The sequence below is a fragment of the Candidatus Rokuibacteriota bacterium genome, assembly GCA_016209385.1.
Taxonomy (GTDB): domain Bacteria; phylum Methylomirabilota; class Methylomirabilia; order Rokubacteriales; family CSP1-6; genus JACQWB01.
Genome location: JACQWB010000265.1, coordinates 50,797 through 72,409, shown reverse-complemented (window position 1 = coordinate 72,409; position 21,613 = coordinate 50,797). Strand labels below are relative to the sequence as shown.

The window sequence follows — 21,613 nt, the reverse complement described above, 5'->3', positions numbered from 1 at the left end:
ATGCGGATGCAGGCGGAGACCGCAACGGCGGGGTCGCTGCTCGCCGCCGTCTCCCTCGCCGTCCTGATGAGCGCTGTCCTGGCCAAGCTGTCCGTGCCCGCCGCTTTGGGGGTCGGGCTCAGCCTCGCGGTCCTGATCATCGCCGCCGCCAGCAACGAGCTGGCCCTCTATCTCCTGATCTTCTCCATGCTGCTCGGCCCGGAGGTGATCCTGGGCGAGCTCGGCGCGGAGGCGGGGCTGGGACGGGGCCTCACCTTTCGCCTGGACGACCTCCTCCTCGCCGTCGTCGGCCTGGCCTGGCTCGGGAAGACGGCGCTGTACAAGGAGCTCGGCCTCCTCTTCAGGACGCCGCTCAACCGGCAGATCGCCGCGTACACGTTCGCCGCCTTCTTCGCGACAGGCCTGGGGATGATCCTGGGGCAGGTGAAGATCCTGGCGGGCGCCCTCTTCGTCCTGAAGTACGTCCAGTACGTCGTGATCTATTTCATGGTGGTCAACAACCTCCGCGAGCGGAGACAGTACGAGCGCTTTCTCGTCGCCCTCCTGTCCACGGCCGCCGTGTCAGCCCTGATCGGCATCCTCCAGATCCCGTCGGGCGGCCGGGTCTCCGCGCCCTTCGAGGGATCGAGGGGCGAGCCGAACACGTTCGGCGGATATCTAGTCCTGATGCTCGCTGTCGTCGCGGGGCTCTACCTCACGAGCGACTCTCTCCGGAGGAAGGTCCTGCTCGCCGGCTCGGCTGCCCTGATCCTCCTCCCGCTGCTCTTCACCCTCTCGCGGGCCTCCTATCTCGCCCTGATCGCATTGGCCGGCGCGCTGTTTGCCTGGAGCGAGCGAAAGCGCTTCCTGGCCGCGCTCTTCGCGCTCGCGCTGGCGCTGTTGCCGGTCGTGACCCCGAAGGCGGTGGTCGACCGCGTCCTCTACACCATCACCCAGCCGTTCCACTCGGAGCAGGTCCAGCTCGGCGAGGTCCGCCTCGACACCTCCACGTCGGCCCGGCTGAGGGACTGGCGCCAGGCGTTCTTCGAGGACTGGACCGCCCATCCCCTGTTCGGCTACGGCGTCACCGGCTACCGCTTCATCGACGCCCAGTATCCCCGGGTCCTCGTGGAGACCGGCCTCGTCGGGCTGTCAGCCTTCCTCTGGCTTCAGTTCAGCCTGCTCCGCCAGACCCGCTCCATCCTCAAGACGACCCGGGACCCGCTGTTCAAGGGCGTGGCCCTGGGCTTCCTGGCCGGTCTCGTCGCCCTGGTTGCTCACTCCATCGGCGCGAACACGTTCATCATCGTGCGGATCATGGAGCCGTTCTGGTTTCTGGCCGGGATGGTCGTGATGATCCCGGAGGTGGAGCGTCTGCCTCCCGCGCCGGCGTCGAGGCCAGAGGTCCGGAGACAGGTCCGATGAGGCTCACGATCTTCTGGCTCTCCTATCAGTACGATCGGCGCGTCCGGTGCGACATGGGCGGCTTTCGGGCGACCTGGGAAAAGGCAGAAGCTCTGGGGCGGCGGGGGCACCGGGTCATCGTCTTCTGCCCGAGGCTTACGCGGACACCGGAGGAGACCAGCGCTGAGGTGGTGCGGCTTCCGTTCCTCGATCTGCCCGGGCTTCGGCCGCTCCTCGTCCAGCTTCTCTTCCTCGTGAGCGCACTCTGGACCGCGCGCGCGGCCCGCCCGGATCTCATTTACGTCACCGGCGGTCTCTCGCCCGCTCCGTTGCTCCTCGCCCGGCTCCTCCGGCGCCCGCTCATCTTCGAGCTGAACGGCGATTCCGCGCATCACGCGGAGCTCGGCGGCCACCGGGTCAGGGCGGCATGGGCCAGGGCGTTCTACCGGTCAATCCTCCCCAGAGCGGACTTCGTCGCGGCCGTCTCCGAGGAGCTCGGCCGTGTCCTGAGGAACCGGTACGGGCTCCCGGCGGAAAAGATCAGGGTCCTGCCGAACGGCGCGAACCTGGAGCAGATGCGACCCGTCCCTCCCGCGCTGGCCCGCGAGCGGATCGGTCTCGAGCCTGACCGTCCGACGGTGGGGTTCGCGGGAACGTTTTTCGGCTACCAGGGTCTCCAGACCCTGATCGAAGCCGCGCCCTCCATCCTGGAGCGCTGCCCCCGCGCGCTCTTCCTCCTCGTGGGCGATGGCGAGATGCGCCCGGCCTGGGAAGGCATGGTGCGGGCGAAGGGGCTGAGCGCGGCGTTTCGCTTCACCGGGCAGGTGCCTTACCGGCAGGTGCCCCTCTGCATCAATGCCATGGACGTGGCCCTGGCCCCGATGGTCGCGCGCCGCGGGCCCACCTCGCCGTTGAAGCTCTTCGACTACTGGGCCTGCGCGCGGCCGGTGGTGGCCAGCGACCTCCCTGACCTCGCCGAGCTGATTCGGGAGAGCCGGGCGGCCATGGCGGTTCCACCGGACGATCCCCATGCCCTGGCCGATGCGGTGTCGGAGCTTCTGGCGGACCAGGCCAAGCGGTACGCGCTCGGAACATGGGGCCGGCGCTTCGTGGAAGCCCGCTACTCGTGGGCCCATGTGGCCGAGCGAATGGAGGGGCTCTTCCTGGAGGCGATCCGGAACTGGGGGAGGCGATGACCGCCGATCCCCTCCCCAGCACACAGGAAGCTCTGGACGCCCTCTACCGGAGGCAGGAGGACCCCTGGGGCGCCCGGACGATACCGGAGAAGCGGGTCCGGTACGCCGAACTCGAGCGCCTCCTGCCGCGCGAGCCCGTCAGGACAGCGGTGGATCTGGCTTGCGGGGAGGGAGATTTCGCCGCCCGACTCTGCCGGGTCGCCGAAAAGGTCACCGGCCTTGATTTGTCAAGCCGGGTGATCGAGCGGGCGCGGCTGAAGCTCCCGACCGTCTCGTTCCAGGCCGGCGACGTGCGGGAGTTGCCCTCGGACTGGTTCACGCGCTTCGAGCTGATCTGCTGGCTCGATGCGATCTACTGGCTGGCGCCCGAGGATAGCCAGCGTGTGCTGAGGCGGATCGTGGACGGCGCGAACGGGCGGCAGCCCACCATCCTGGTCACTAGCAGGATTGTGCCCGCCGGGCGGTCGGGGTGGTACTGGCCAGGCCATGACTTCCAGACGCCGGGCGCGTTCCTCGATCATGTCCGACGGGTCTTTCCCGAGGCACGCGCGGTTCCCGTCCAGCTCCACCTGAACCTGAGGCCACTGGCAGCGCTGACCCCTCTCCAGCGGATGGTTGCAGTCGGGTTCAAAGTCCTGACCAAGCTCGGCGGCTACCGCCTGGCCCTCCGCCTCACCCAGGGGGCGAGCGCGGTCCCGTTTCTGGCTCCCCTCGTCGATCCCTTCGTGGTCCACGCGGCGGCGGTGGTCGAGCGCGGGCGTTGGCCATATCCGGAACGGGTCGAGGACGTCACGGACCGCTTCCTGAACCGGCCGGCGGCTGATCGGATCGTCCGCTGGCTCGGGCCGACCACGGTGACCCCCAACCAGTTGACCGCCGTGTCCTGCCTGCTCGGCCTGGCCGCGGCGACCCTGTTGAGCCTCGCGGGGTGGCCCGCGCTCATCATGGGGGCCCTGCTTCTCCAGCTGGCCATCGTCGTGGACTGTGCCGACGGCCAGCTTGCCCGCACAAAAGGCCTCGCGAGTCTCCGGGGAGAAGTCTTGGATCACACGTCTGACGACCTGACCTTCCTCCTGGTTTCCGTTGCGCTTGGTCTCGCGGTCTGGCGGAGCGACCTCGGTTTGCCGGCCAGGCTGGTACTCCTCGCCGTCAGCTTCGCGGCGGCCCTTCTCCTGACGGCCTCCCAGTACTTCTACAGCGAGGACTACCGGAGCGTGGCGGAACGGGGAGCCGGTGGCGGGATCCGCGAGGGTCGGGAGCGGATCGTCGCGTCAGCGGGCGAGCACGGGCGAGGCTGGCGCGGTCGCCTGATCGGGCTCTTGTTCCGCTACTACGCGGTTCGCCTCGGGCTCATGCACCAAGCGCTCACCTGGCTGAACCCCTGGCGGGCACGGCTCGTGGAGCTGGGCCCCGTGGACCTGAGCGGGCGGCGGAGGTACTGGGAGCTCCAGGCCCTTCCGCTCTGCCTCTGGCGTGTGGCCGGCATGTCCAGCATCGCCCTGGTCCTGGTGTTCGCCTGCCTCGTCGGAATACCGGTCGGGTTTGCCTGGCTTCTGGCTGTCGCGGGGCTCCCGTACTTTTTGGTGCTCCTGCTGCTCCAGCGCCGCGCCGACCGGCGGACCTGCCGGGCATGGGCAAATGAGTACGGCGCAGCCCATCCCTCGCACCGCCAGGAAACGCGCGCCTCGGCACCGCCAGTTCCGGCACGGGACCCCCATACCTCGTTGGACGCACCATGCCGCTGACGGTCATTCATTTGCCCGCGCCGCGGGAGCGAGTGGCGATGAAGGCGAGAAGCCGATGGGAGACGATTCTGGCCAGTTACTCGGACGAGAAGCGCCGCTGGGACCGAACTTACCCGTCGATTGCCTACATCTATCGGCCCGCCTCGCTCTTCGTGTGCTGGCTCCTCCCCGCCCGGGTCACAGCGAACGAGCTGACACTGCTGTCCTATCTGGTTTCGCTGGCAAGCCTCCTCCTGCTGGTTCACGGGTCGTTCGCGGGCTTGCTGACCGGGTCCATCCTCCTCGTCCTCTTCAGCCTCCTTGACTGCGTGGACGGCGCCCTGGCCCGGCTCCGGGGGACGTCGAACGCGTTGGGTCGCTTCCTCGACGGCCTGGCGGCCCCCGCCTTCGTCCTTCCCTACTTTGCCCTCGGCATCGGCCTCGCGCGGGCGGCCGGGTCGGGCCAAGGGGAATTCATTCTGGCAGTCGGGGCCGCGACCACGATCCTGAAGTTGCTGGTCCCTCAGATTCGCCAGAGCTTCCACCTCTGTTTCGGGGAGGTGTGGGAGGAGGACAAGCGCGCACGGCACGCGACAGGGCACGCGGGCCGCTGGTACTACCGCCTCTACTACAACCTCACGGATCTCCAGGGGCACGACGTCGTCCTGCTCCTGGCCGTCCTCGCCGGCCAGGCGGAGGCGTTTCTGCTGGTGAGCTTCGCCGTGAGCGCTCTCGACCTGGGCGCAGTGCTGGCCCTCTACCTCAGGCGGGCCTGGCGGCTTGGCGCGCGGTCTGGAAAGGCTTCGGGACACTGGCATGGCGCCGATTGATCGTCTGATTCGAATGGCGGACAAGCTGCCGGCGTCCTGGCGGGAGAGGCTGTGGCACTCGCCCCTCAGGCCAGCCGTGCGTCGCCTCCTCGACCTCGTCGCGCCCGTGCAGCTCACCGTCGTCCCGCTCGCCCGCCCTCTCGAAGGGCACCGGATGCGCGTGAACTGGCGGATGCAGGCGAGCTACGCCTTCGGCACCTACGAGCGCGAGGTGGTCCAGGCGGTACAGGCCGTTATCCGTCCCGGGTGGCTGGCGGTGGATGTCGGGGCCAACGTGGGCTACTTCACGCTGCTCCTGGCAAAGCTCGTGGGCGCCCAGGGTCGGGTCATCGCCTTCGAGCCGCTCCCCGAGAATTTCGTGATCCTGCGGGAGAACGTGCGTCTCAACCAGTACGCCAATGTGACCCTGGAGCAGATGGCGGTCACGGACCGGACGGGCACGCTTCGTCTCTACCGGCGCCGCGAGCATCTGCTCACGGGGAGCGCCTCCATCGTTCACGGCCCCGGAGACGGCATCGAGGTACCGGCCACCGCGCTCGACGCCTACCTGGAGGCGACCGGGACCCGTGTCGGGTTCGTCAAGATCGACGTGGAGGGTGCGGAGGCGGCGGTGCTGGCCGGCATGCGACGGGTTCTCGCCGAGGACCGCCCGCTCGTCGTCGTTGAGCTCGATGGCGATCCCTCGGAAAACCAGCTCACGCTCTCCACGCTCAGGCGGAGCGGGTACCGGCCACGGTATCTGGACGAGCCTCCGAACGTCTCCATCGCCCACGTGCTTGCCGAACCGGGGAACAGGCGCGAGCGGAACTACACCCTATGCGGATCGCCCTCCTGACGAAACAGACGCTGGCCCATGGCCTGGGTGGGCTCCAGGTCCACGCCGAGGAGCTTGCGCGTGGCCTTTGCGAGCGCGCCCACGAGGTCGTGGTCGTGACCACCTCGCTGCCCGGGCAGCCCGCGGTCGTCTGCCGGGATGGCGTCGAGATCCACTTCCTCCCCGGGACGCGGAGCGGTGTCTACAGCCGCTCCTGGTGGCGGGAAAGCGCGGTTGCCCTCGAACGGCTCGAAGCCGAGCAGCCCTTTGATCTGGTCGTCAGCGAAGACCTTGCCGGCGCGTCGGACGGATATCTCCGACACGTGCCCCACTTGCCGATCCTCCATGGCTTCACCCTGGACCACCTGGTGAGCGAGTTCAGGCAGATCCAGGGAGCGACGGGCGCCCTCAAGTATCCCGCGATAAAAATTCCGGAGCTGACCTACTATGCGCTGGCCCGCGAGCGTCCCCTTGTCGTGCGAGCCCGAAGGCTCGGCGTTGTCAACCGGCGAGTCATGGGGCTCATCCGGCGCTGGTACCGGGTCCCCGAAGAAGCCCTCCGGCTGCTCCCCCCGTGGGTGGACGTCGATCGGTTCAGGCCCGATCCCTCACTGCGGCGCGAGGTGCGCAGCGCCCACGAGATGCCGTCGGACGCCTTCGTCTTCCTGATGGCGTCGGTATTGACGAAGCAGAAGGGGCTGCAGGTCGGCCTTGAAGCGTTCGCCCAATGCTGTTCAAAGGCTCGTCATCCGTTCCTCCTGATCGTCGGGGATGGGCCCTACCGTCCCGCGCTGGTGCAGCAGGCCCGTGCGTTGGGGGCGAACGAGCGGGTCCGCTTCGTCGGTGCGGTCGCTCCGACCCGAATGCCGACGTACTACCAGGCGGCTGATGCGTTCCTCTTTCCCAGCCTGAGGATCGAGGGCCTCCCGTATGTGGTGCTGGAGGCGATGGCCTCGGCCCTCCCCGTGATCGCGAGCTGGATCGGCGGCGTCCCCGAGGCGATCGGGAACGCCGGCTTCCTCGTCCGTCCGGGCGACACGCAGGAGCTGGCCCAGAGCATGGTCCGGCTCCTCGACGCCCCGCGGCTGGCCACGGGAACGGGGCAAGCGGCGCGCGAACGGGCCATGCGCCTGTACGCCAGCGATGTTGTGCTCGCCCGGGTCGAAGAGGTCTGCCGCGAGCTTGTCGAGGCGGCTCGGCCCGCGGTCCCGCATCAGGCTGCCCCCATCGGAGGATAGACGAGCGTGAAGTACGTGGAGCCGATCGCCCCAAACGACTTCAAGCGGCCGCAGGTCATGATTGCGCGGGCCGTTCCAGCCGGCGTGCGCGTCCTCGACGTGGGGTGCGCTGGCGGCCGCATCGCTGCCCTGCTCAAGACCAACGGCTGCTACGTCGTCGGCGTCGAGCGCGATCCCGCCCTTGCCGCCCTGGCCAAAGAGGTGTGCGACGACGTCATCGTCGGCGACCTGGAGGATCCGGACATTGTCGCGATACTGCCTGACGGATTCGCCGCGATCGTCTGCTCGGACATTCTCGAGCATCTGCGCGAGCCGGAGCGCCTCCTCCGGGCCCTCCGCGGGAAGCTGGGCCGCTGTGGCCGCGTGTATGCCTCGATCCCGAATTTCCTGACGTGGCGGATGCGATTGCGCCTGGTTCGCGGCGAGTTTAGGTACGAACCGACTGGGCTCATGGACGAGACCCACCTGCGCTTCTTTTCGTACGAATCAGCGCTGGCGCTCTGCCATGCCGGTGGGTACCGCGTGGTCACGGAACGCATCGCCTGGGACGTGCCCCTGGGAAACCGTGTGGCTGCGCGCCAGCGGGCCCGCCCCGGAAGGGTCGCCGCGCTGATGACGCTGGCGGCCGAGCGGGTGGCTCGCGCGTGGCCAGGGCTCTTCGCGGTGCACTTCGTTTTCAGCCTCGAGCCGGACGAGTGAGGCATATGGCCGACCCGGCGTTGGTGAGCGTGATTCTGACCTGTTACAACGGCGAGCGCTGGATCGCCGAGACGATCCGAAGTGTCCTCGCCCAATCCCACACCGAGCACGAGCTGATCGTGATCAACGACGGCTCCGCGGATCGCTCCGGCGAGATCGTGCGCTCGTTCAATGATCCGCGCCTCCGGTACGTCGAGCAGCCGAACCGGGGGATTCCCGGCGCGCGGAACCGCGGGTTGATGGAGGCGAAGGGGGAGGCCATCTGCATTCTCGACCAGGACGACCTCTGGCATCCGGACAAGCTCGCCCTTCAGGTATCCCGGCTAAGCCACGACCCGCAGGTCGGGGCGGTCTACACCAACGCCGAGCACATCGACGCAACTGGCAGGATCATCGGCCGACGCTTCGACGGGCCGCAGCCGGAGGGATGGCTGCTGGAGCGCTTCCTGCGCCACGGGGTCGCGGTTCCGATCATGACGACAATGATCCGCCACGAGTGCTTCAAAAAGGTCGGCGGATTCGACGAGCGGCTGTACGGCTGCGATGATTATGAGTTACTCGTCCGTCTTGCTGCCGAGTTTCGGTTCAGCTACCTCCCCCTCCCCCTCGCCAGCCTTCGGTACCACTCGCGGAACGCCTGGCAGGACGGGCGGATGGTCCTGGATCGGCTCATCGTGGCCGCGGAGCTGGCAGTGCGATTTCCCCAGCACGCGAGCCTGGTCAGGCGATATCGCGCGTCAGCCCATTACCACCACGGGCTCCACCTCCTCGCGAAGTGCGAGCCGAGGCGCGCGCGCGCTGAATTCGGCCACGCGATCAGGAACTGCCGGAGCTTCTGGCGCGCCTATGTCCTATGGCTCCAGACGCTGCGGCCGAATGGCGGGCGCCGGGAAGGCCGATCATGACCGCGGGACGTGCGCCGGAAAGCGTTCAGCTCCTGATCGGAGCCGGGGTCGTCTTCGCCGGGCAGCTGGTGGGGAGAGCCCTGAGCTTCTTCTACCATCTCCTCCTCGGCCGCGTCCTCGGCCCCGTCGGGTACGGAGCCTTCCTCCTTGGTCTAGCGCTCTTCACGTTTGCGTCGCTTCTGGCAGACCTGGGGCTCCGGTGGTGGGTCCTCCGCGAATCGGCGACGGCCGAGGGGCGGGGCGACCTGGGGCGCGTCAGGGGGACGTTTGTGGGCGGGAGCCTGGTCGGGCTGGGGGGAAGCCTCCTCGCGGGTGTAGGCCTTCTCGCGCTCACACCCTCAGCAGCCGCCTGGTTTAAAGCGTCCGACCTCGCGTGGCTGCTCCCCGTATTTGCGCTCGCGCTTCCGTTCACCACGCTGGCAACGCTCTCGGTGAGCACTCTTCAGGCGCTGAGGCGGCCCGCCGCACTCTCCGTGATCCAGTACCTGCTCGACCCACTGCTGCGCATCGCGGTTTTCGCGGGCCTGGGCCTGCTCGGCTGGCACCTCGTCGCGGCTGCCGCCTCGCACCTCCTGGCCGCAGTCACGACGGCGCTGGTGGGTATCATCTGGCTCTCGTTCGCCTTCCCTCTCTTCTCCCGTGCCTCCCTCGAGTTCCGTTTCGGCGCGCTCATGGCCTTTTCGCTCCCGTTGTTCGTCAGCAACCTGGTGGGGTTCGCCCTCCAGTGGGCGGACACGCTCCTCCTCGGCTACTACCTGAGCACAGCGGAGGTAGGCCTCTACGGCGCGGTAGGCCGGCTGGCGGGCCTGGGCGCGATGTTCCTGACGGCGGTCGGCGCCGTGTTCGCGCCGAAGATCTATGCGCTAGACGGCCAGGGCGATCTCGCCGAGGTGGGGCGGCTCTACCAGCGCTCTACGCGCTGGGTGCTCATCCTCTCTGTGCCGCTCTTCCTTTACACCGTCACGAACGCCGAGTCGCTCCTGGCGCTCTTCGGCCAGGGCTTCGTGGAGGCGGCCCCCGCGCTTCTCATCCTCTCGGTGGCGACGCTGGTCATGACGGGCACCGGGTCGGCCGGGGACCTGGTCCTCATGGCTGGGAGATCTGACGCAGTGCTGTACTCGTCACTGGCGGTCGGGGCGCTAGGCCTGGCGCTGAATGCCTCCCTGATCCCCCTGTTCGGGCTCTTCGGCGCGGCCGTCGCCACCGGCCTGACCATTGCGTCGAGCAACCTCGCCAACGTCTGGATGGCGTGGCGGTTCACCGGGCTCCAGCCCTATACCCGAGCCATCGTCAAGCCCATCCTAGTCGCCCTGGTGGTCGCGGCGTTGCAGCTAGTTCTCGCGCCTCTCGTCGGCGAGAAACCTGTGCCGCGGCTCGTCGCGGCGGGAGGGATCTGGCTCCTCTATCCGTTCCTCCTCAGGCGCATGGGGCTTGAGGCCGAGGATCTCGAGGCGTGGAGTCTCATCAGCAGGTCGAAGCTATGTGCGGGATCGCCGGCAAGCTGAATCTCGGCGGCGAGCCGGTCGAGCCGGAGGCGCTCGAGCGCATGGCGCGCCTCCTGGCCCACCGCGGCCCCGATGATCAGTCCGTCCTCCTCGACGGCGGGCTCGGTCTCGCCGCCCGCCGGCTCGCCATTCTCGACCTCTCGCCGGCGGGGCAGCAGCCCCTCGCGAACGAGGACGGCAGCATCTGGGTCGTCTTTAACGGGGAGATCTACAACTTCCCCGAGCTCAGAGCCGAGCTGGAAACGAAGGGGCACCGGTTCCGGTCTCGGACCGACACCGAGATCCTCGTCCACCTCTACGAGGAGGAGGGCCCCGGAGCGGTCGAGCGGCTTCGCGGGATGTTCGCCTTCGCGCTCTGGGACAGACGACGGCGCCGGCTGCTCCTCGCCCGCGACCGGCTCGGGAAAAAGCCCCTCTTCTACGCCTTCGACGGCCGAACCTTCCGGTTTGCCTCCGAGATGAAGGCGATCCTCGCCGATGGGATGGCGCAGGAGGTAGATCCGCTCGCCCTCCACTACTACCTCTCCTACCGCTACATCCCGCATCCCCTGACGATCTTCCGATCCATCCGAAAGCTCCCCCCGGCCCACCTCTTGCTGCTGAGCGGAGACATGCTGAGGATCAAGCCGTACTGGCAGGTCGGAGCCTCGGCGGGCCAGGATGGCGACGAGCAGGCGCTCTGCCAGGAGCTGGTCCAGCGCCTGCAGGAGGCGGTCCGGCTGAGGATGGCGAGCGATGTGCCCGTCGGAGCCTTCCTGAGCGGTGGGATCGACTCGAGCGCCGTGGTGGCCCTGATGGCGGAGGTCTCCCCCGCGCCTGTCAGGACGTTCGCGGTGGGCTTCGAGGGCGACGGCGACGACCTGGAACGGGCGCGGCGCGTGGCGCGGGCCTTCGGGACAGCCCATCACGAGCTGGTCGTCAAGCCCGACGCCGTCGGTCTTCTGCCGCGGCTGGTCTGCCACCTGGACGAGCCGTTCGGAGACCCGTCGATCATCCCCACGTGGTATCTGGCCCGCTTCGCGCGGGAGCACGTGACCGTGGCTCTGAACGGCGATGGCGGAGACGAGACGTTCGCCGGTTACGGAAAGTACTGGCAGAACCGGGCGGCGGGCTGGCTCGGGGTTCTGCCGCGGCCGTTTCACGACGGCCTTCTGGATCGGAGCATCTCGTTCCTCCGACGCCTGGCCCCGGAGACCCGGCGGCTCACGAGCCTCCAGGCGATCTGTCGGTCAGCGTCGTTGTCGCACCCCGAGCGCTACGCCGTCCTCTCGGGCACCCTCGAGGAGACCGCGCGGGCGAAGCTCTACACGGCCGACTTCAGGGCCGCCATCGGGAATCCGCCCGACCTGCTGGCCGAGCGCTACCGAGCCATCCCGATCGAGGACAGGGTGAACCGGATGCTCGCTGCCGACGCGAGCGGCTTCCTCCCTGACGACCTCCTCTACAAGATGGACATGGCCACCATGGCCCACGGCCTGGAGGCGCGCTCGCCGTTTCTCGATCATCGCTTCGTCGAATTCGCCTTCGGGATCCCCGGCTCCTTCAAGCTCCGCGGGCTCAGGCGCAAGTTCATCTTGAAAAAAGCCCTCAGCGGGATCCTGCCGGCGGATCTCCTGAGCCTTCCGAAGCGGGGGTTCGACCCTCCGGTGGCGCGCTGGCTCCGTGAAGACCTGAGGGAGATGGCCGCCGACCTTCTCCTGGATGGGACGGCGCGGGGCCGCGGCTATCTCCGGGCGCCGTTCGTGGAGGCGCTTCTGGACGCTCACCGGCAGCGGCGCGCCGACTGGTCGCCGCTTCTCTGGAAGCTCTTGGTCCTGGAACTGTGGCACCGGACGCGGAGATGAAGGCGAAGATCCTCTACGTCATCGACAACCTGGAGTTTGGGGGCGGCGAGCGAGGCTTTGCCCAGCTCGCGGAGGCATTGCGCGACCGCTACGAGATCCGCTTCGCCTGCGCCCCCGGCGGTCTGCTGGGGAGGCGGCTCCAATCCATGGCGGTTCCGATCCGGCCCCTGGACTTCCGCCGGCAGCTGAGCCTCATGCGGATCCTCCGTCTCTCCGCCATCATGCGGCACGAGCAGGTTGACCTGGTCCACAGCATGGGCGCCCGCGCCGACTTCGCTGCCCGTATCGCTGCCAGGCTGGCCGGCAGACCTCTGGTCGTCTCCACGGTGGCCATGTTCGTCGACGGCTACGAGGTGTCCGCGCTGAAGCGCGCGCTCTATCGAAGGGTGATCCGGCTGACAGAGCGGCTCACCGATGGCTTCATCGCCGTTTCCGACGCGGTGCGAAAGACCCTGGTCGAGGGCCACCGGATCCCCGAGGCGAAGGTGAGGAGGATCTACAGCGGTGTCGAGCTTGAGGCCTTCAGCCCGGAGGGCCAGAACGGATTCGGGTTGAGGCGAGAGCTGGCACTGGAGCCCGGAGCGCCGGTGGTGGGGACCATCGGCAGGCTGGTCTACCAGAAGGCCCAGCACGTCTTTCTCCAGGCCGCGTCGCTGGCGCAGAGGTCGATTCCCAACGTCCAGGTCCTGATCGTGGGGGACGGGCCGTTCCGGCGGAGCCTGGAAGGGTTGAGCCGCGAGCTGGGCCTTCACGCGTGTCGCTTCGCCGGGTTTCGGGAGGACGTCCCCCACCTCCTGTCCCTGATGGATGTCTTCGCGCTCCCCTCGATCCTCGAGGGACTCCCGCGGGTCCTGCTCGAGGCTCTGGCCATGGCCCGGCCCGTTGTGGCGACCAGGATCGACGGCGTCGCCGAGGTCGTCCAGCACGGGGGCGCCGGGCTCCTCGTGCGCCCTCGGGATCCCGTCGCCCTGGCCGACGCGATCGTCTCGCTCGTGAAGGATCCCGAGCTGGCACGTCGGCTAGGAGGGGCGGGCCGGAAACTGATTGAGGATCGGTTCACCGTCGAGCGGATGGTCGACGAGGTCGAAGCATTCTACACCACGCTTTTGGAGAAGGAAGCCCGGTGAATGTCCTGGTGGTCTCGGACGTTGACCTGATGACAGGGAGAAGCGGCGCGGAGCGACTGCTCGCTGGCCATTGCCAGGGCCTGGCCAAACGGGGTCACAGCGTGTACCTCATCGCCGGAACCCGTGACGGCCGGGGAAACGCCGTCGAAGAGATCGGAGGGGTGCGGGTCTACCGCTACCGGCGATCACTTCGCTCCTGCTTGGGGTCCTTCCGCCTCTTTCGGATCCTCGCCCGCCACGTCCGCTTCGATGTCCTCATCTTCCACCAGCCCCTTTCCGGCCTCGGCGTACTCCTGGCGCCGGGAAGCCGCCACCTCCCGAAGGCGTGTGTGTTCCTCTCGCCGTGGGGCGAGGAGTACGCGGCTCGGGTTCCCGATGGGAAATCCCGCAGCTCATACTTGAATCTTCATGCGGGCGGGAGGCTCCTCCGGCGGAGCGTCGAGCGGTTCGTGTTAAAGGCCTGCCGCCGGATTTTCGTGCTGAGCCGCTTCATGGCGGGTCGGCTCGAGGCGGAGCATCGCGGGCTCAACGGCCGGGCGGCCATCGTGCCAGGCGGCGTTGACCTCGATCAGTTCAGGCCCGTCCACGACCGGCTCGCGGTGAAGGAAATGCTCGGGCTGCCTCTCCGGAGCCCCGTGCTCCTCACGATCCGGAACCTGGAACCGCGGATGGGGCTTGATCATCTCCTGCAGGCGATGCAGAGCGTCGTCAAGACCCTGGACGATGTCATCCTGATCGTTGGGGGCGAGGGTCCGATCGAAGGCGCTCTCAGGGACCTCGCCCACCGGTTGGGTCTGGAGCGGGCCGTCCGGTTCGAGGGGTACGTGCCCGAAGAGCGGCTCCCGTTGCTCTACCAGGCGGCGGACTTCTTCGTCCTCCCATCGAAGGAGCTGGAAGGATTCGGCCTGGTGGCGGTGGAGGCCCTCGCCTGTGGGACGCCGGTCCTGGGGACCCCGGTGGGGGCGATCCCCGAAGTCCTCGGAGGGCTCGAGCCCGATCTGGTGTTCGGGGGAACCCGCCCTGAGGCCATCGCCCAGGGAATTCGAGGCCACCTCCGACAGTTCCGGGCTGATCCCCAGCGCTATGAGGCCCTGCGGAAGCGCTGCCGGATCTACGCCTCAGCCTGCTTCGGCTGGGATCGGATCATCGACCGGCTGGAACAAGAGCTTCTCGACCTGATCGATCGCGTCGAGGAGAAGACCAGGTGCGGGGCGTGATCCCTATCACGACGCTCGGCTGCTACGCGCCCCGATACGGGCAGCCCGGCGATAGCCAGAGGGACTAGAGCAGGGTGCTGGAAAGCTCCACTCGAATGCTCCAATCGTCCACCTGGACACGGCCGAAGCGCTCCGAGCGCGGGCTTGGCCCGCGCAACCTCTGGGGGAGGTTCGGAAGGGGGGCGGAGCCCCCCTCCGAGGATCTCTCGATGCTGGAGACACTGGAAAGGGGCCTCGAGGACCGGGCGGGGAGGCTGGGAACCCCCGTGGTGCGGGTTCTCCACCTCATCACCCGCCTGGACCCGGGAGGCTCGACCACGAACACGCTCCTGACCGTGGCTGGCCTCTCGTCGCCCTTCCGGTCGAGCCTGATCTACGGCGCGACACGGGAGTTGCCGCCCGAGGCCCGGGAGCTTCGGGGAAAGGTGGAGATGACAGAAGTCGGCGAGCTGGTGCGCCATATCTCGCCCCTGAAGGACCTAGTGGCACTCGTGAAGATCTGCCGGCTCATCCGGCGGGGGAGGTTCGACATCGTCCACACCCATTCGTCGAAGGCCGGAATCCTGGGGAGGGTCGCGGCGCGGCTGGCCGGGGTTCCCCATCTCGTTCACACCCCGCACGGCCACGTCTTTACGGGTTACGCCGGAAGGATGCTGACCAGACTCTTCATCCTCCTGGAGCGCTGGGCCGCAACCTTCACCGATCGGATCATCGGGCTGACGGAGCAGGAGATCCGGGATCATCTGGCGCTGAAGATCGGGAAGCCCGGACAGTTCGTCAGCATCCCCAGCGGGGTCGACATCGAACGGTTCGGCACCGAATCGCTCCGCTCCCGGCGTTCAGGGATCCGCGCCTCCCTCGGGGTTCCCGATGACGCATTCCTGATCGGGTCTGTCGGACGACTCGAGCCTGTCAAGGGACATATCCACCTGCTTGAGGCGTTTGTACGACTCGCCCCGCGGTTCCCAGCGCTCTCCCTGGCCCTCGTGGGTGACGGAGAGCTGACTGCTGCCCTCCGCAGTCTCGCCCAACGCTGGGGCGTGGCGGATCGGGTGCTCTTCCTGGGTTGGCGGGATGACCCCTCCGTCCTCCTGCATGCCTTCGACCTCTTCGTCCTCCCGTCACTCAACGAGGGGATGGGCAGGGCATTGGTGGAGGCCATGGCGGCCGGCCTGCCCATTGTCGCGTCGCGGACCGGCGGGATCCCTGACATCCTGGGGGACGGCGAGGCAGGGCTACTTGTCGAAGCCGGCAGCGCAGCGGCCCTGGTCAGGGGCATCGAGGTCCTCCTTCTCGATCCGGCGCTCAGGCTGAGGCTCGCCAGCGCGGGCAGTAAGCGGGCGGCCGGCTATAGCGTCGGGGTCATGCTTGAGAGGATCGAGGACCTCTACCGCGGGCTGCTTGACCGCGCGGAGCCGACGCGATGAAGGCGCTCATCCTCGCCGGCCTTGGGGTCGTCTTCCTGGCAGGGGAAGCCGAGACCGCACTCCTTCAGGTGAAGGGCGTGGTCCATGTTCACACGACCGCCTCCACCGGCTCCCGCTCCCTGGATGAGGTCGTTGAAGCGGCGCGACGGGAAGGGATCGGGGCCGTGATCTTGTCCGAGAACTTCGTCCTCCGGTTCGAGTACGGCCTCTTTCCTTTCCGGGGCCTCGTCAAGAAGGTCGTGGAAAGGCCTTCCGTCCTGGGGCTTGGGAACGGGCAGTGGCTCCGCTCTGTCGAGGCGGCCCAGGCGAGGTTTCCCGACGTGATCCTGATCCCCGGCGTCGAAGTCATCCCCCACTACTACTGGACCGGCTCCCCGCTGCGCGGAGATCTCACCCTGTGGGATGTCCAGAAGAACCTCCTGGTGGTCGGCCTTTCCAGCGCCGAAAGCCACGAGCAGATCCCGGCCATTGGAAACGGGAGCGCTTCAGGGTTCGGGTGGGCGGGCGTGTTCAAGCTGTCCTTGGCCGTCGGGGTGATCGGCTGCGGGCTTCGCTTGCTGACAGCGCGGCGAGCCCGAGAGATCAGGCTGACCCGTTTCACCCTCAAAGTCCCGGCGCGGTACCGCCTGGCTGGATGGTCGGCCATCGGGCTCGGCGTGCTCCTCGTGCTCGAGGCCTTCGCCGGTTCGGAGCTCAACGCGTACCAGGGGAGCCTGGGGATCGGGCCGTACCAGCGTGTGATCGAATACGCCGAATCCCGGGGCGGGGCCGTCCTCTGGTCCTTTCCCGAGGCGCGGGACTTCGAGCGCATCGACATGGGCCGGCTGGGGCAGGTGGTGGTCCGGACCGACCCGTACCCGGAGGCGCTGCTCCAGAGCCACGGGTACACGGGATTCGGGGCTCTCTACGGTGACCACGTGACCTTCACAGAGCCAGGGCGGCACTGGGACCGGCTCCTCCTGGAGTACGCTCAGGGACGCCGGACTCGACCAGCCTGGGGAATCGGCGAGCTGGGCTACCACGGCCCCGCGAAGCAGCTCGGCGACGTCCTGACGATCTTCCTGGTTCGTGAACGCTCTCGGGAGGGTGTCCTCTCGGCCCTCAGGGCGGGGCGGCACTACGCCGTCACGCCGGTGCCCGAGTACTCGCTCGTGCTCGAGGACTTCTCCGTTGGCCAGGACGGCCGCGTGCGGACGCCGATGGGAGGGGAGCTGGAAGCCCACGGGCGAGGGCCCGTGCTGGTCAGCCTCCGGATCGCCGCCAGCGACGGGCGGGAGGTGCCCTTCACCCTGAGGCTGATCCGCTCCGGCCGAGTGCTCTCGGTCCTCGAGAGCAGGACCCCGTTCCAGACGGTCGTGCAGGCGACCCCGCCCGCGCCGGGGAGCCGCGAGTTCTTCAGGATCGACATCAAGAAACCCCACCGGCTCCTCTCCAATCCGATTTTCGTCCGGAGGCGCGCATGAAGGTGGCGGTGCACCAGCCCCAGTACCTGCCCTGGCTGGGCTACTTCGACAAGATGGATCGAGCCGACTGCTTCGTGCTCCTCGACCATGTCCAGTTCAAGAAGAACGAGTGGCAGAACCGGAACCGGATCAAGACAGCCGCCGGCTGGCAGTGGCTCACCGTGCCCGTCCTTCATCGCTTCCCCCAGGCGATTTCCGAGGTCGGGGTGAACAACCGCGCACGCTGGTCGCGGAAGCACCTCCAGGCGCTGGTCCTGAATTACGCAGCCGCCCCGTTCTTCGAAACCCACCGGGCGTTCTTCGAGGAGGTCTATTCCCGGCAGTGGGCGCAGCTCATCGATCTGGCCCTCGAGACCCTCGGGTATCTGGTCGACGCGCTCGGGATCCAGACGAAGCTGGTCCCGGCTTCTTCCCTGGCGCTTCGTGAAGCGGAGGGGAAGACCGAGCGGCTGATCGCGATCTGTCAGGCTCTCGGGGGGGACACCTATCTCTCCGGATGCGGGGGGCTGGACTACCTGGACCGCCAGCGCTTCGCCGACGCGGGGATCCGGCTCGCCTTCCAGGACTTTCGATGTCCGGCGTATCCCCAGCGATTCGGGCCCTTCGAGCCGAACCTTTCTGTCGTGGACCTGTTGTTCAACTGCGGTTCGCAGAGTCTTTCTGTTCTCAGGCAAGGGAGGGGAGTCGGTTGAACATCCTCGCGATCGGTGCCCATCCGGATGACATCGAGTTCGGCTGCGGTGGGGCTCTCATCAAGTACGCGCTGAAGGGTCATGATGTCCACCTCCTGGTCCTCACGGACGGCGCACAGGGAGGGGACGCGATGGAGCGACGGCGGGAGCAGGAGGCGGCCGCGAAGCTGCTCGGAGCTCAGGAGATCTTCTGGGGCGGCTACGCGGACACCGAGGTCGCCCTGGATCGCGACCTCATCCAGAAGGTGGAGGGGTTCCTTCACCGCGTCAAGCCGGACCTGATCTTCGCGCACTTCGGTGACGATACCCATCAGGACCACCGGCACCTCTCCACCTCGGTCGTCACGGCCTCCCGGTATGCGCGCAACGTCCTGCTCTACGAAGGCCCGACCACGGCCAACTTCACCCCCTCGGTCTTCGTCGATATCGACGCTGTGCTGGAGCAGAAGCTGGCGGCCCTGGGCGCCCATGCCTCCCAGGTCGCGAAGACGGGCGTCGAGGGCCTCATCATCCTGGATCTGGCCCGGGCGGCCGCCCACTTCCGCGGGATCCAGGGGAGGGTCCGCAACGCGGAGGGCTTCGTGCCCTTGCGCCTCTTCCTCAATGGTGACTGACGTGCCAACACGGGCTCCCATCTCTCACTCGCGGCCCACATTGGGCGAGGCCGAGGCTCACGCCCTCGCCCAGGTGGTCAGGTCCGGCTCCATCGCTCAGGGGGCCCGCGTCGCCGCGTTCGAGCGGGAGGTGGCGCGGCTGGTCGGGGTTCGCGGCGCGGTGGCCTGCAGCTCGGGGACGGCAGCCCTTCACCTCGCGCTGCTCGCGCTGAACATCGGCGACGGGGACGAGGTCCTCCTTCCAACCTACGCGTGCTCGGCCCTGCTCCACGCTGTCAGAGCTGTCCGGGCGGCCCCGCGCCTCGTCGACTCGGATCCCGAGAGCTTCAACATAGACCCGGCGGCGGCGCGCAAGGCGCGCTCGGCCAGGGCCAAGGCGCTGATCGTGGTCCACTCCTTCGGCCTGCCCGCCGACCTCGATGAGCTGAAGGCGTTGGGGCTCCCCGTCATCGAGGCGGCGGCGCATGCTCTGGGGGCGTTCTACCGGGGAGAGCCGGTGGGAAGTATCGGGGAAGCCTCGGTCTTCTCCTTCTATGCCACAAAGGTCATCACCACCGGGGAAGGCGGGATGCTCCTCTCGAACGACGAGCGGATCTTGGCGATGGCGCGGGATCTCAGAGCGTACGACCAAAAGGACGCTGACCGACCGCGCTTCAACTACAAGCTGACCGACCTTCAGGCCGCCCTGGGGCTCGCTCAGCTCGAGCGGCTGCCCGAGTTCCTCAAGCGGCGGGAGGCGATCGCGTCCTTCTATGCCGAGCAGCTTCACGCGCTGAACCTGAAGCCTCCCGCCGCGCCTCAGGATCGAGCGCGGATCTACTACCGCTACGTGGTCAAGGGGCCATGGGACGCGGACCACTACCTCGCCCGGCTTCAGACCTGCGGCGTGGAGGCGCGGCAACCGGTGTTTCGACCGCTTCACTGGTATCTCGGCCTGGGAGGATTTCCCGGCGCTGAAGAAGCCTGGGAGAAGGCTGTCTCCCTTCCCCTCTATCCCTCCCTCACGGACGCGGAGATCGAGCGCGTCGTGGCAGCCGCGCTCGAGAGCTTCCGGTGAGATCCGCCATTCGTGTCTCGACGATCTCCCTCCCGGCGGGGCAGCTCCTGTATCTCCTGGGCGTCGTCGTGTTGCTCCTGCTCTTCCTTTTCCCGGTGAAGAGCTTCTTCTTCCAGGAAGGGTTGAGGTGGCTCTACATCGTCCTGTTCTCGTTCCTCCTCTCCTTCCTCTTGGTCAGGCCGGTTCGAGCCTTCGCGCTGGCGATGGGGATCGTTGACCGGCCGGATTCGCGGAAGCTCCACGGCGAGCCGATTCCGCTGCTGGGCGGGGTCGCGATCTATCTCGCCTTCCTGATCAGCCTGCTGGCGAACTCGATCCTGACGCCGGCCCTCTGGGGGTTGCTGACCGGCGGGACACTGGTGATCTGTATCAGCCGCGTCGACGACGTCCGCCCGCTCCCTGCTGTCTTCAAGCTGGCCATCATGCTGCTCGCGACAGGGATCGTCATCGCCTCGGGGATCTCGCTGACGCTGTTTCCGACCCGTGCCCTCTGGGGGCAGGCGCTGAATATCTTCCTGACCATCCTCTGGATCGTGGGGCTCACCAACGCCATGAACTTCCTGGACGGGATGGACGGCCTGGCTCCCGGCCTGGCCGCCATCGCCGCCTTCTTCCTGGGGATCATCGCCTACCAGAGCCAGCAGGTGTTCCTCGGATGGGTCGCGGCGGCTCTGCTCGGGAGCACCCTCGGGTTCCTCCCCTACAATTTCCGTCCGGGCGATCGCGCCACGATCTTCCTGGGAGACGCCGGGGCCAATTTCCTGGGGTTCGTGCTGGCGTCGCTGGCCGTGATGGGAGAGTGGGCCGAGAACACGATCGTGGACCTGGCCGCGCCGATTCTCATCTTTGGCGTGTTCATCTACGACATGATCTACATCACCGTGGATCGCGTGGTCTCGGGGAAGGTGAAGGGCGTCCGGGGATGGATCGAGTACGTGGGGCGGGACCACCTCCACCACCGCATGGAGCACCTCTTGGGGCGGCGAGAGCACGCGGTGCTGTTGATCTACGCGCTGAGCATCTGCCTCAGCGTGGGGGCGACGGTCCTCCTGATGGCGTCCGCGCTCTCCGCCTTCCTGCTGCTCTGCCAGGCCCTCAGCATCTTCCTGATCCTCACGATCCTGGAGCGAAAGGGGAGGCTATTGTGATGAGTGCCGCGCTGGCGAGAGAACTGTCGCTCGCATCTCGAGTCCGGATCCGAGACGACGTCGTCTTTCACGATCTGGGGGGCGAGATCGTCATCCTCAATCTCGAGACCGGCGTCTACTTCGGCCTGGATCCGGCCGGTACGCGGATCTGGCAACTCGTCCGGGAGCACGCCTCGCTGCGCGCGGTGCGTGACGCGCTCCTGGAGGAGTACGCGGTCGCGGAGCCACGCTGCACGGACGATCTGCTCCAGTTCATCACGCGACTGCGGGAGAACGACTTAGTTGAAATCGTTGAGTGAGCGGCTGCGGAATTTATTCCGGCTCCCTCCCGGCGAGCGGGCCATCCTCGCCGAGGCCTGGGGGCTCTTTCTCCTCGTGGAGCTGGCGCTGAGAGTCCTGAGCTTCAAGCGGCTGCTGGGGCTCCACCGGAAGCTCTCCCGCACGACGGGTGCGACCCCGGCCTCGGGCCGCCCCGCATCCCTGGCTCGCGTGGTCTGGCTCGTGGAGGTTGCCGGCCGGTACGCGCCGGTCAACCCCACCTGCCTGAAAAAGGCGCTCGTCCTCTCGTGGCTCCTCGGGCGGTGGGGCATCCCGACAGCCTTGCGGATCGGCGTGTCGCGCGAGGAGGGGAAGCTCAGGGCACACGCCTGGCTCGATTACGCCGGCGAGCCGATCCTCGGCGGTCAGGAGGCCGGGCGATATGAGCCGCTGTTCCATTCGCGGTGAGCCA

At 67.7% G+C, this 21,613-nt stretch carries 20 protein-coding genes; all 20 read left to right on the top strand.

Annotation, left to right across the window (positions count from 1 at the left end; genetic code table 11):
- The 20 genes from HY726_20105 (at position 1) to HY726_20010 (ending at position 21,609) form a co-directional block, all read left to right on the top strand.
- Positions 1 to 1,404, top strand: coding sequence for an O-antigen ligase family protein (locus HY726_20105; GenBank protein MBI4611300.1), 1,404 nt, complete (start codon positions 1 to 3; stop codon positions 1,402 to 1,404).
- Positions 1,401 to 2,579: a glycosyltransferase family 4 protein gene (locus HY726_20100; protein ID MBI4611299.1), complete on the top strand. Its 1,179-nt coding sequence runs from the start codon at positions 1,401 to 1,403 to the stop codon at positions 2,577 to 2,579. The genes HY726_20105 and HY726_20100 overlap by 4 nt, the downstream gene beginning before the upstream one ends.
- Entirely contained in the window at positions 2,576 to 4,324 is a 1,749-nt protein-coding gene (locus tag HY726_20095) for a methyltransferase domain-containing protein (GenBank protein MBI4611298.1), read from the top strand. The genes HY726_20100 and HY726_20095 overlap by 4 nt, the downstream gene beginning before the upstream one ends.
- A 38-nt stretch (positions 4,325 to 4,362) precedes the next feature.
- Positions 4,363 to 5,133 carry a CDP-alcohol phosphatidyltransferase family protein gene (locus HY726_20090; protein ID MBI4611297.1) on the top strand — a complete coding sequence of 257 codons (771 nt, stop codon included), beginning with the start codon at positions 4,363 to 4,365 and terminating at the stop codon, positions 5,131 to 5,133.
- On the top strand, positions 5,120 to 5,968 hold the full coding sequence (locus tag HY726_20085) for an FkbM family methyltransferase (protein MBI4611296.1): 849 nt from the start codon (positions 5,120 to 5,122) through the stop codon (positions 5,966 to 5,968). Before HY726_20090 ends, HY726_20085 begins: the two co-directional genes overlap by 14 nt.
- Positions 5,950 to 7,185, top strand: coding sequence for a glycosyltransferase family 4 protein (locus tag HY726_20080; protein ID MBI4611295.1), 1,236 nt, complete (start codon positions 5,950 to 5,952; stop codon positions 7,183 to 7,185). Before HY726_20085 ends, HY726_20080 begins: the two co-directional genes overlap by 19 nt.
- A gap of 6 nt (positions 7,186 to 7,191) precedes the next feature.
- Positions 7,192 to 7,884, top strand: a complete 693-nt coding sequence (locus tag HY726_20075; GenBank protein ID MBI4611294.1) for a methyltransferase domain-containing protein — start codon at positions 7,192 to 7,194, stop codon at positions 7,882 to 7,884.
- Between the two features lie 5 nt (positions 7,885 to 7,889).
- Positions 7,890 to 8,789: a glycosyltransferase gene (locus tag HY726_20070; protein MBI4611293.1), complete on the top strand. Its 900-nt coding sequence runs from the start codon at positions 7,890 to 7,892 to the stop codon at positions 8,787 to 8,789.
- Positions 8,786 to 10,294 carry a flippase gene (locus tag HY726_20065; protein MBI4611292.1) on the top strand — a complete coding sequence of 503 codons (1,509 nt, stop codon included), beginning with the start codon at positions 8,786 to 8,788 and terminating at the stop codon, positions 10,292 to 10,294. The genes HY726_20070 and HY726_20065 overlap by 4 nt, the downstream gene beginning before the upstream one ends.
- Positions 10,243 to 12,138 (top strand): asparagine synthase (glutamine-hydrolyzing), encoded by a 1,896-nt coding sequence (asnB, locus tag HY726_20060; protein MBI4611291.1) that lies wholly within the window; start codon positions 10,243 to 10,245, stop codon positions 12,136 to 12,138. Before HY726_20065 ends, asnB begins: the two co-directional genes overlap by 52 nt.
- On the top strand, positions 12,135 to 13,265 hold the full coding sequence (locus HY726_20055; protein ID MBI4611290.1) for a glycosyltransferase family 4 protein: 1,131 nt from the start codon (positions 12,135 to 12,137) through the stop codon (positions 13,263 to 13,265). Before asnB ends, HY726_20055 begins: the two co-directional genes overlap by 4 nt.
- Entirely contained in the window at positions 13,262 to 14,482 is a 1,221-nt protein-coding gene (locus tag HY726_20050) for a glycosyltransferase family 4 protein (GenBank protein ID MBI4611289.1), read from the top strand. Before HY726_20055 ends, HY726_20050 begins: the two co-directional genes overlap by 4 nt.
- A gap of 209 nt (positions 14,483 to 14,691) precedes the next feature.
- Positions 14,692 to 15,909, top strand: coding sequence for a glycosyltransferase family 4 protein (locus HY726_20045; GenBank protein MBI4611288.1), 1,218 nt, complete (start codon positions 14,692 to 14,694; stop codon positions 15,907 to 15,909).
- Positions 15,906 to 17,372, top strand: coding sequence for a hypothetical protein (locus tag HY726_20040; protein MBI4611287.1), 1,467 nt, complete (start codon positions 15,906 to 15,908; stop codon positions 17,370 to 17,372). The genes HY726_20045 and HY726_20040 overlap by 4 nt, the downstream gene beginning before the upstream one ends.
- Positions 17,369 to 18,064 (top strand): WbqC family protein, encoded by a 696-nt coding sequence (locus HY726_20035; protein ID MBI4611286.1) that lies wholly within the window; start codon positions 17,369 to 17,371, stop codon positions 18,062 to 18,064. The genes HY726_20040 and HY726_20035 overlap by 4 nt, the downstream gene beginning before the upstream one ends.
- Positions 18,061 to 18,678 carry a PIG-L family deacetylase gene (locus tag HY726_20030; GenBank protein ID MBI4611285.1) on the top strand — a complete coding sequence of 206 codons (618 nt, stop codon included), beginning with the start codon at positions 18,061 to 18,063 and terminating at the stop codon, positions 18,676 to 18,678. Before HY726_20035 ends, HY726_20030 begins: the two co-directional genes overlap by 4 nt.
- 40 nt (positions 18,679 to 18,718) lie before the next feature.
- Positions 18,719 to 19,735 carry a DegT/DnrJ/EryC1/StrS family aminotransferase gene (locus HY726_20025; protein MBI4611284.1) on the top strand — a complete coding sequence of 339 codons (1,017 nt, stop codon included), beginning with the start codon at positions 18,719 to 18,721 and terminating at the stop codon, positions 19,733 to 19,735.
- On the top strand, positions 19,732 to 20,883 hold the full coding sequence (locus tag HY726_20020; protein ID MBI4611283.1) for an undecaprenyl/decaprenyl-phosphate alpha-N-acetylglucosaminyl 1-phosphate transferase: 1,152 nt from the start codon (positions 19,732 to 19,734) through the stop codon (positions 20,881 to 20,883). The genes HY726_20025 and HY726_20020 overlap by 4 nt, the downstream gene beginning before the upstream one ends.
- A complete protein-coding gene (locus HY726_20015; protein MBI4611282.1) occupies positions 20,883 to 21,182 on the top strand; it encodes a PqqD family protein in 300 nt (99 codons plus the stop codon). The genes HY726_20020 and HY726_20015 overlap by 1 nt, the downstream gene beginning before the upstream one ends.
- Complete coding sequence (locus HY726_20010) at positions 21,166 to 21,609, top strand: lasso peptide biosynthesis B2 protein (GenBank protein ID MBI4611281.1); 444 nt, start codon at positions 21,166 to 21,168, stop codon at positions 21,607 to 21,609. Before HY726_20015 ends, HY726_20010 begins: the two co-directional genes overlap by 17 nt.
- The last annotated feature ends 4 nt before the right edge of the window (positions 21,610 to 21,613 follow it).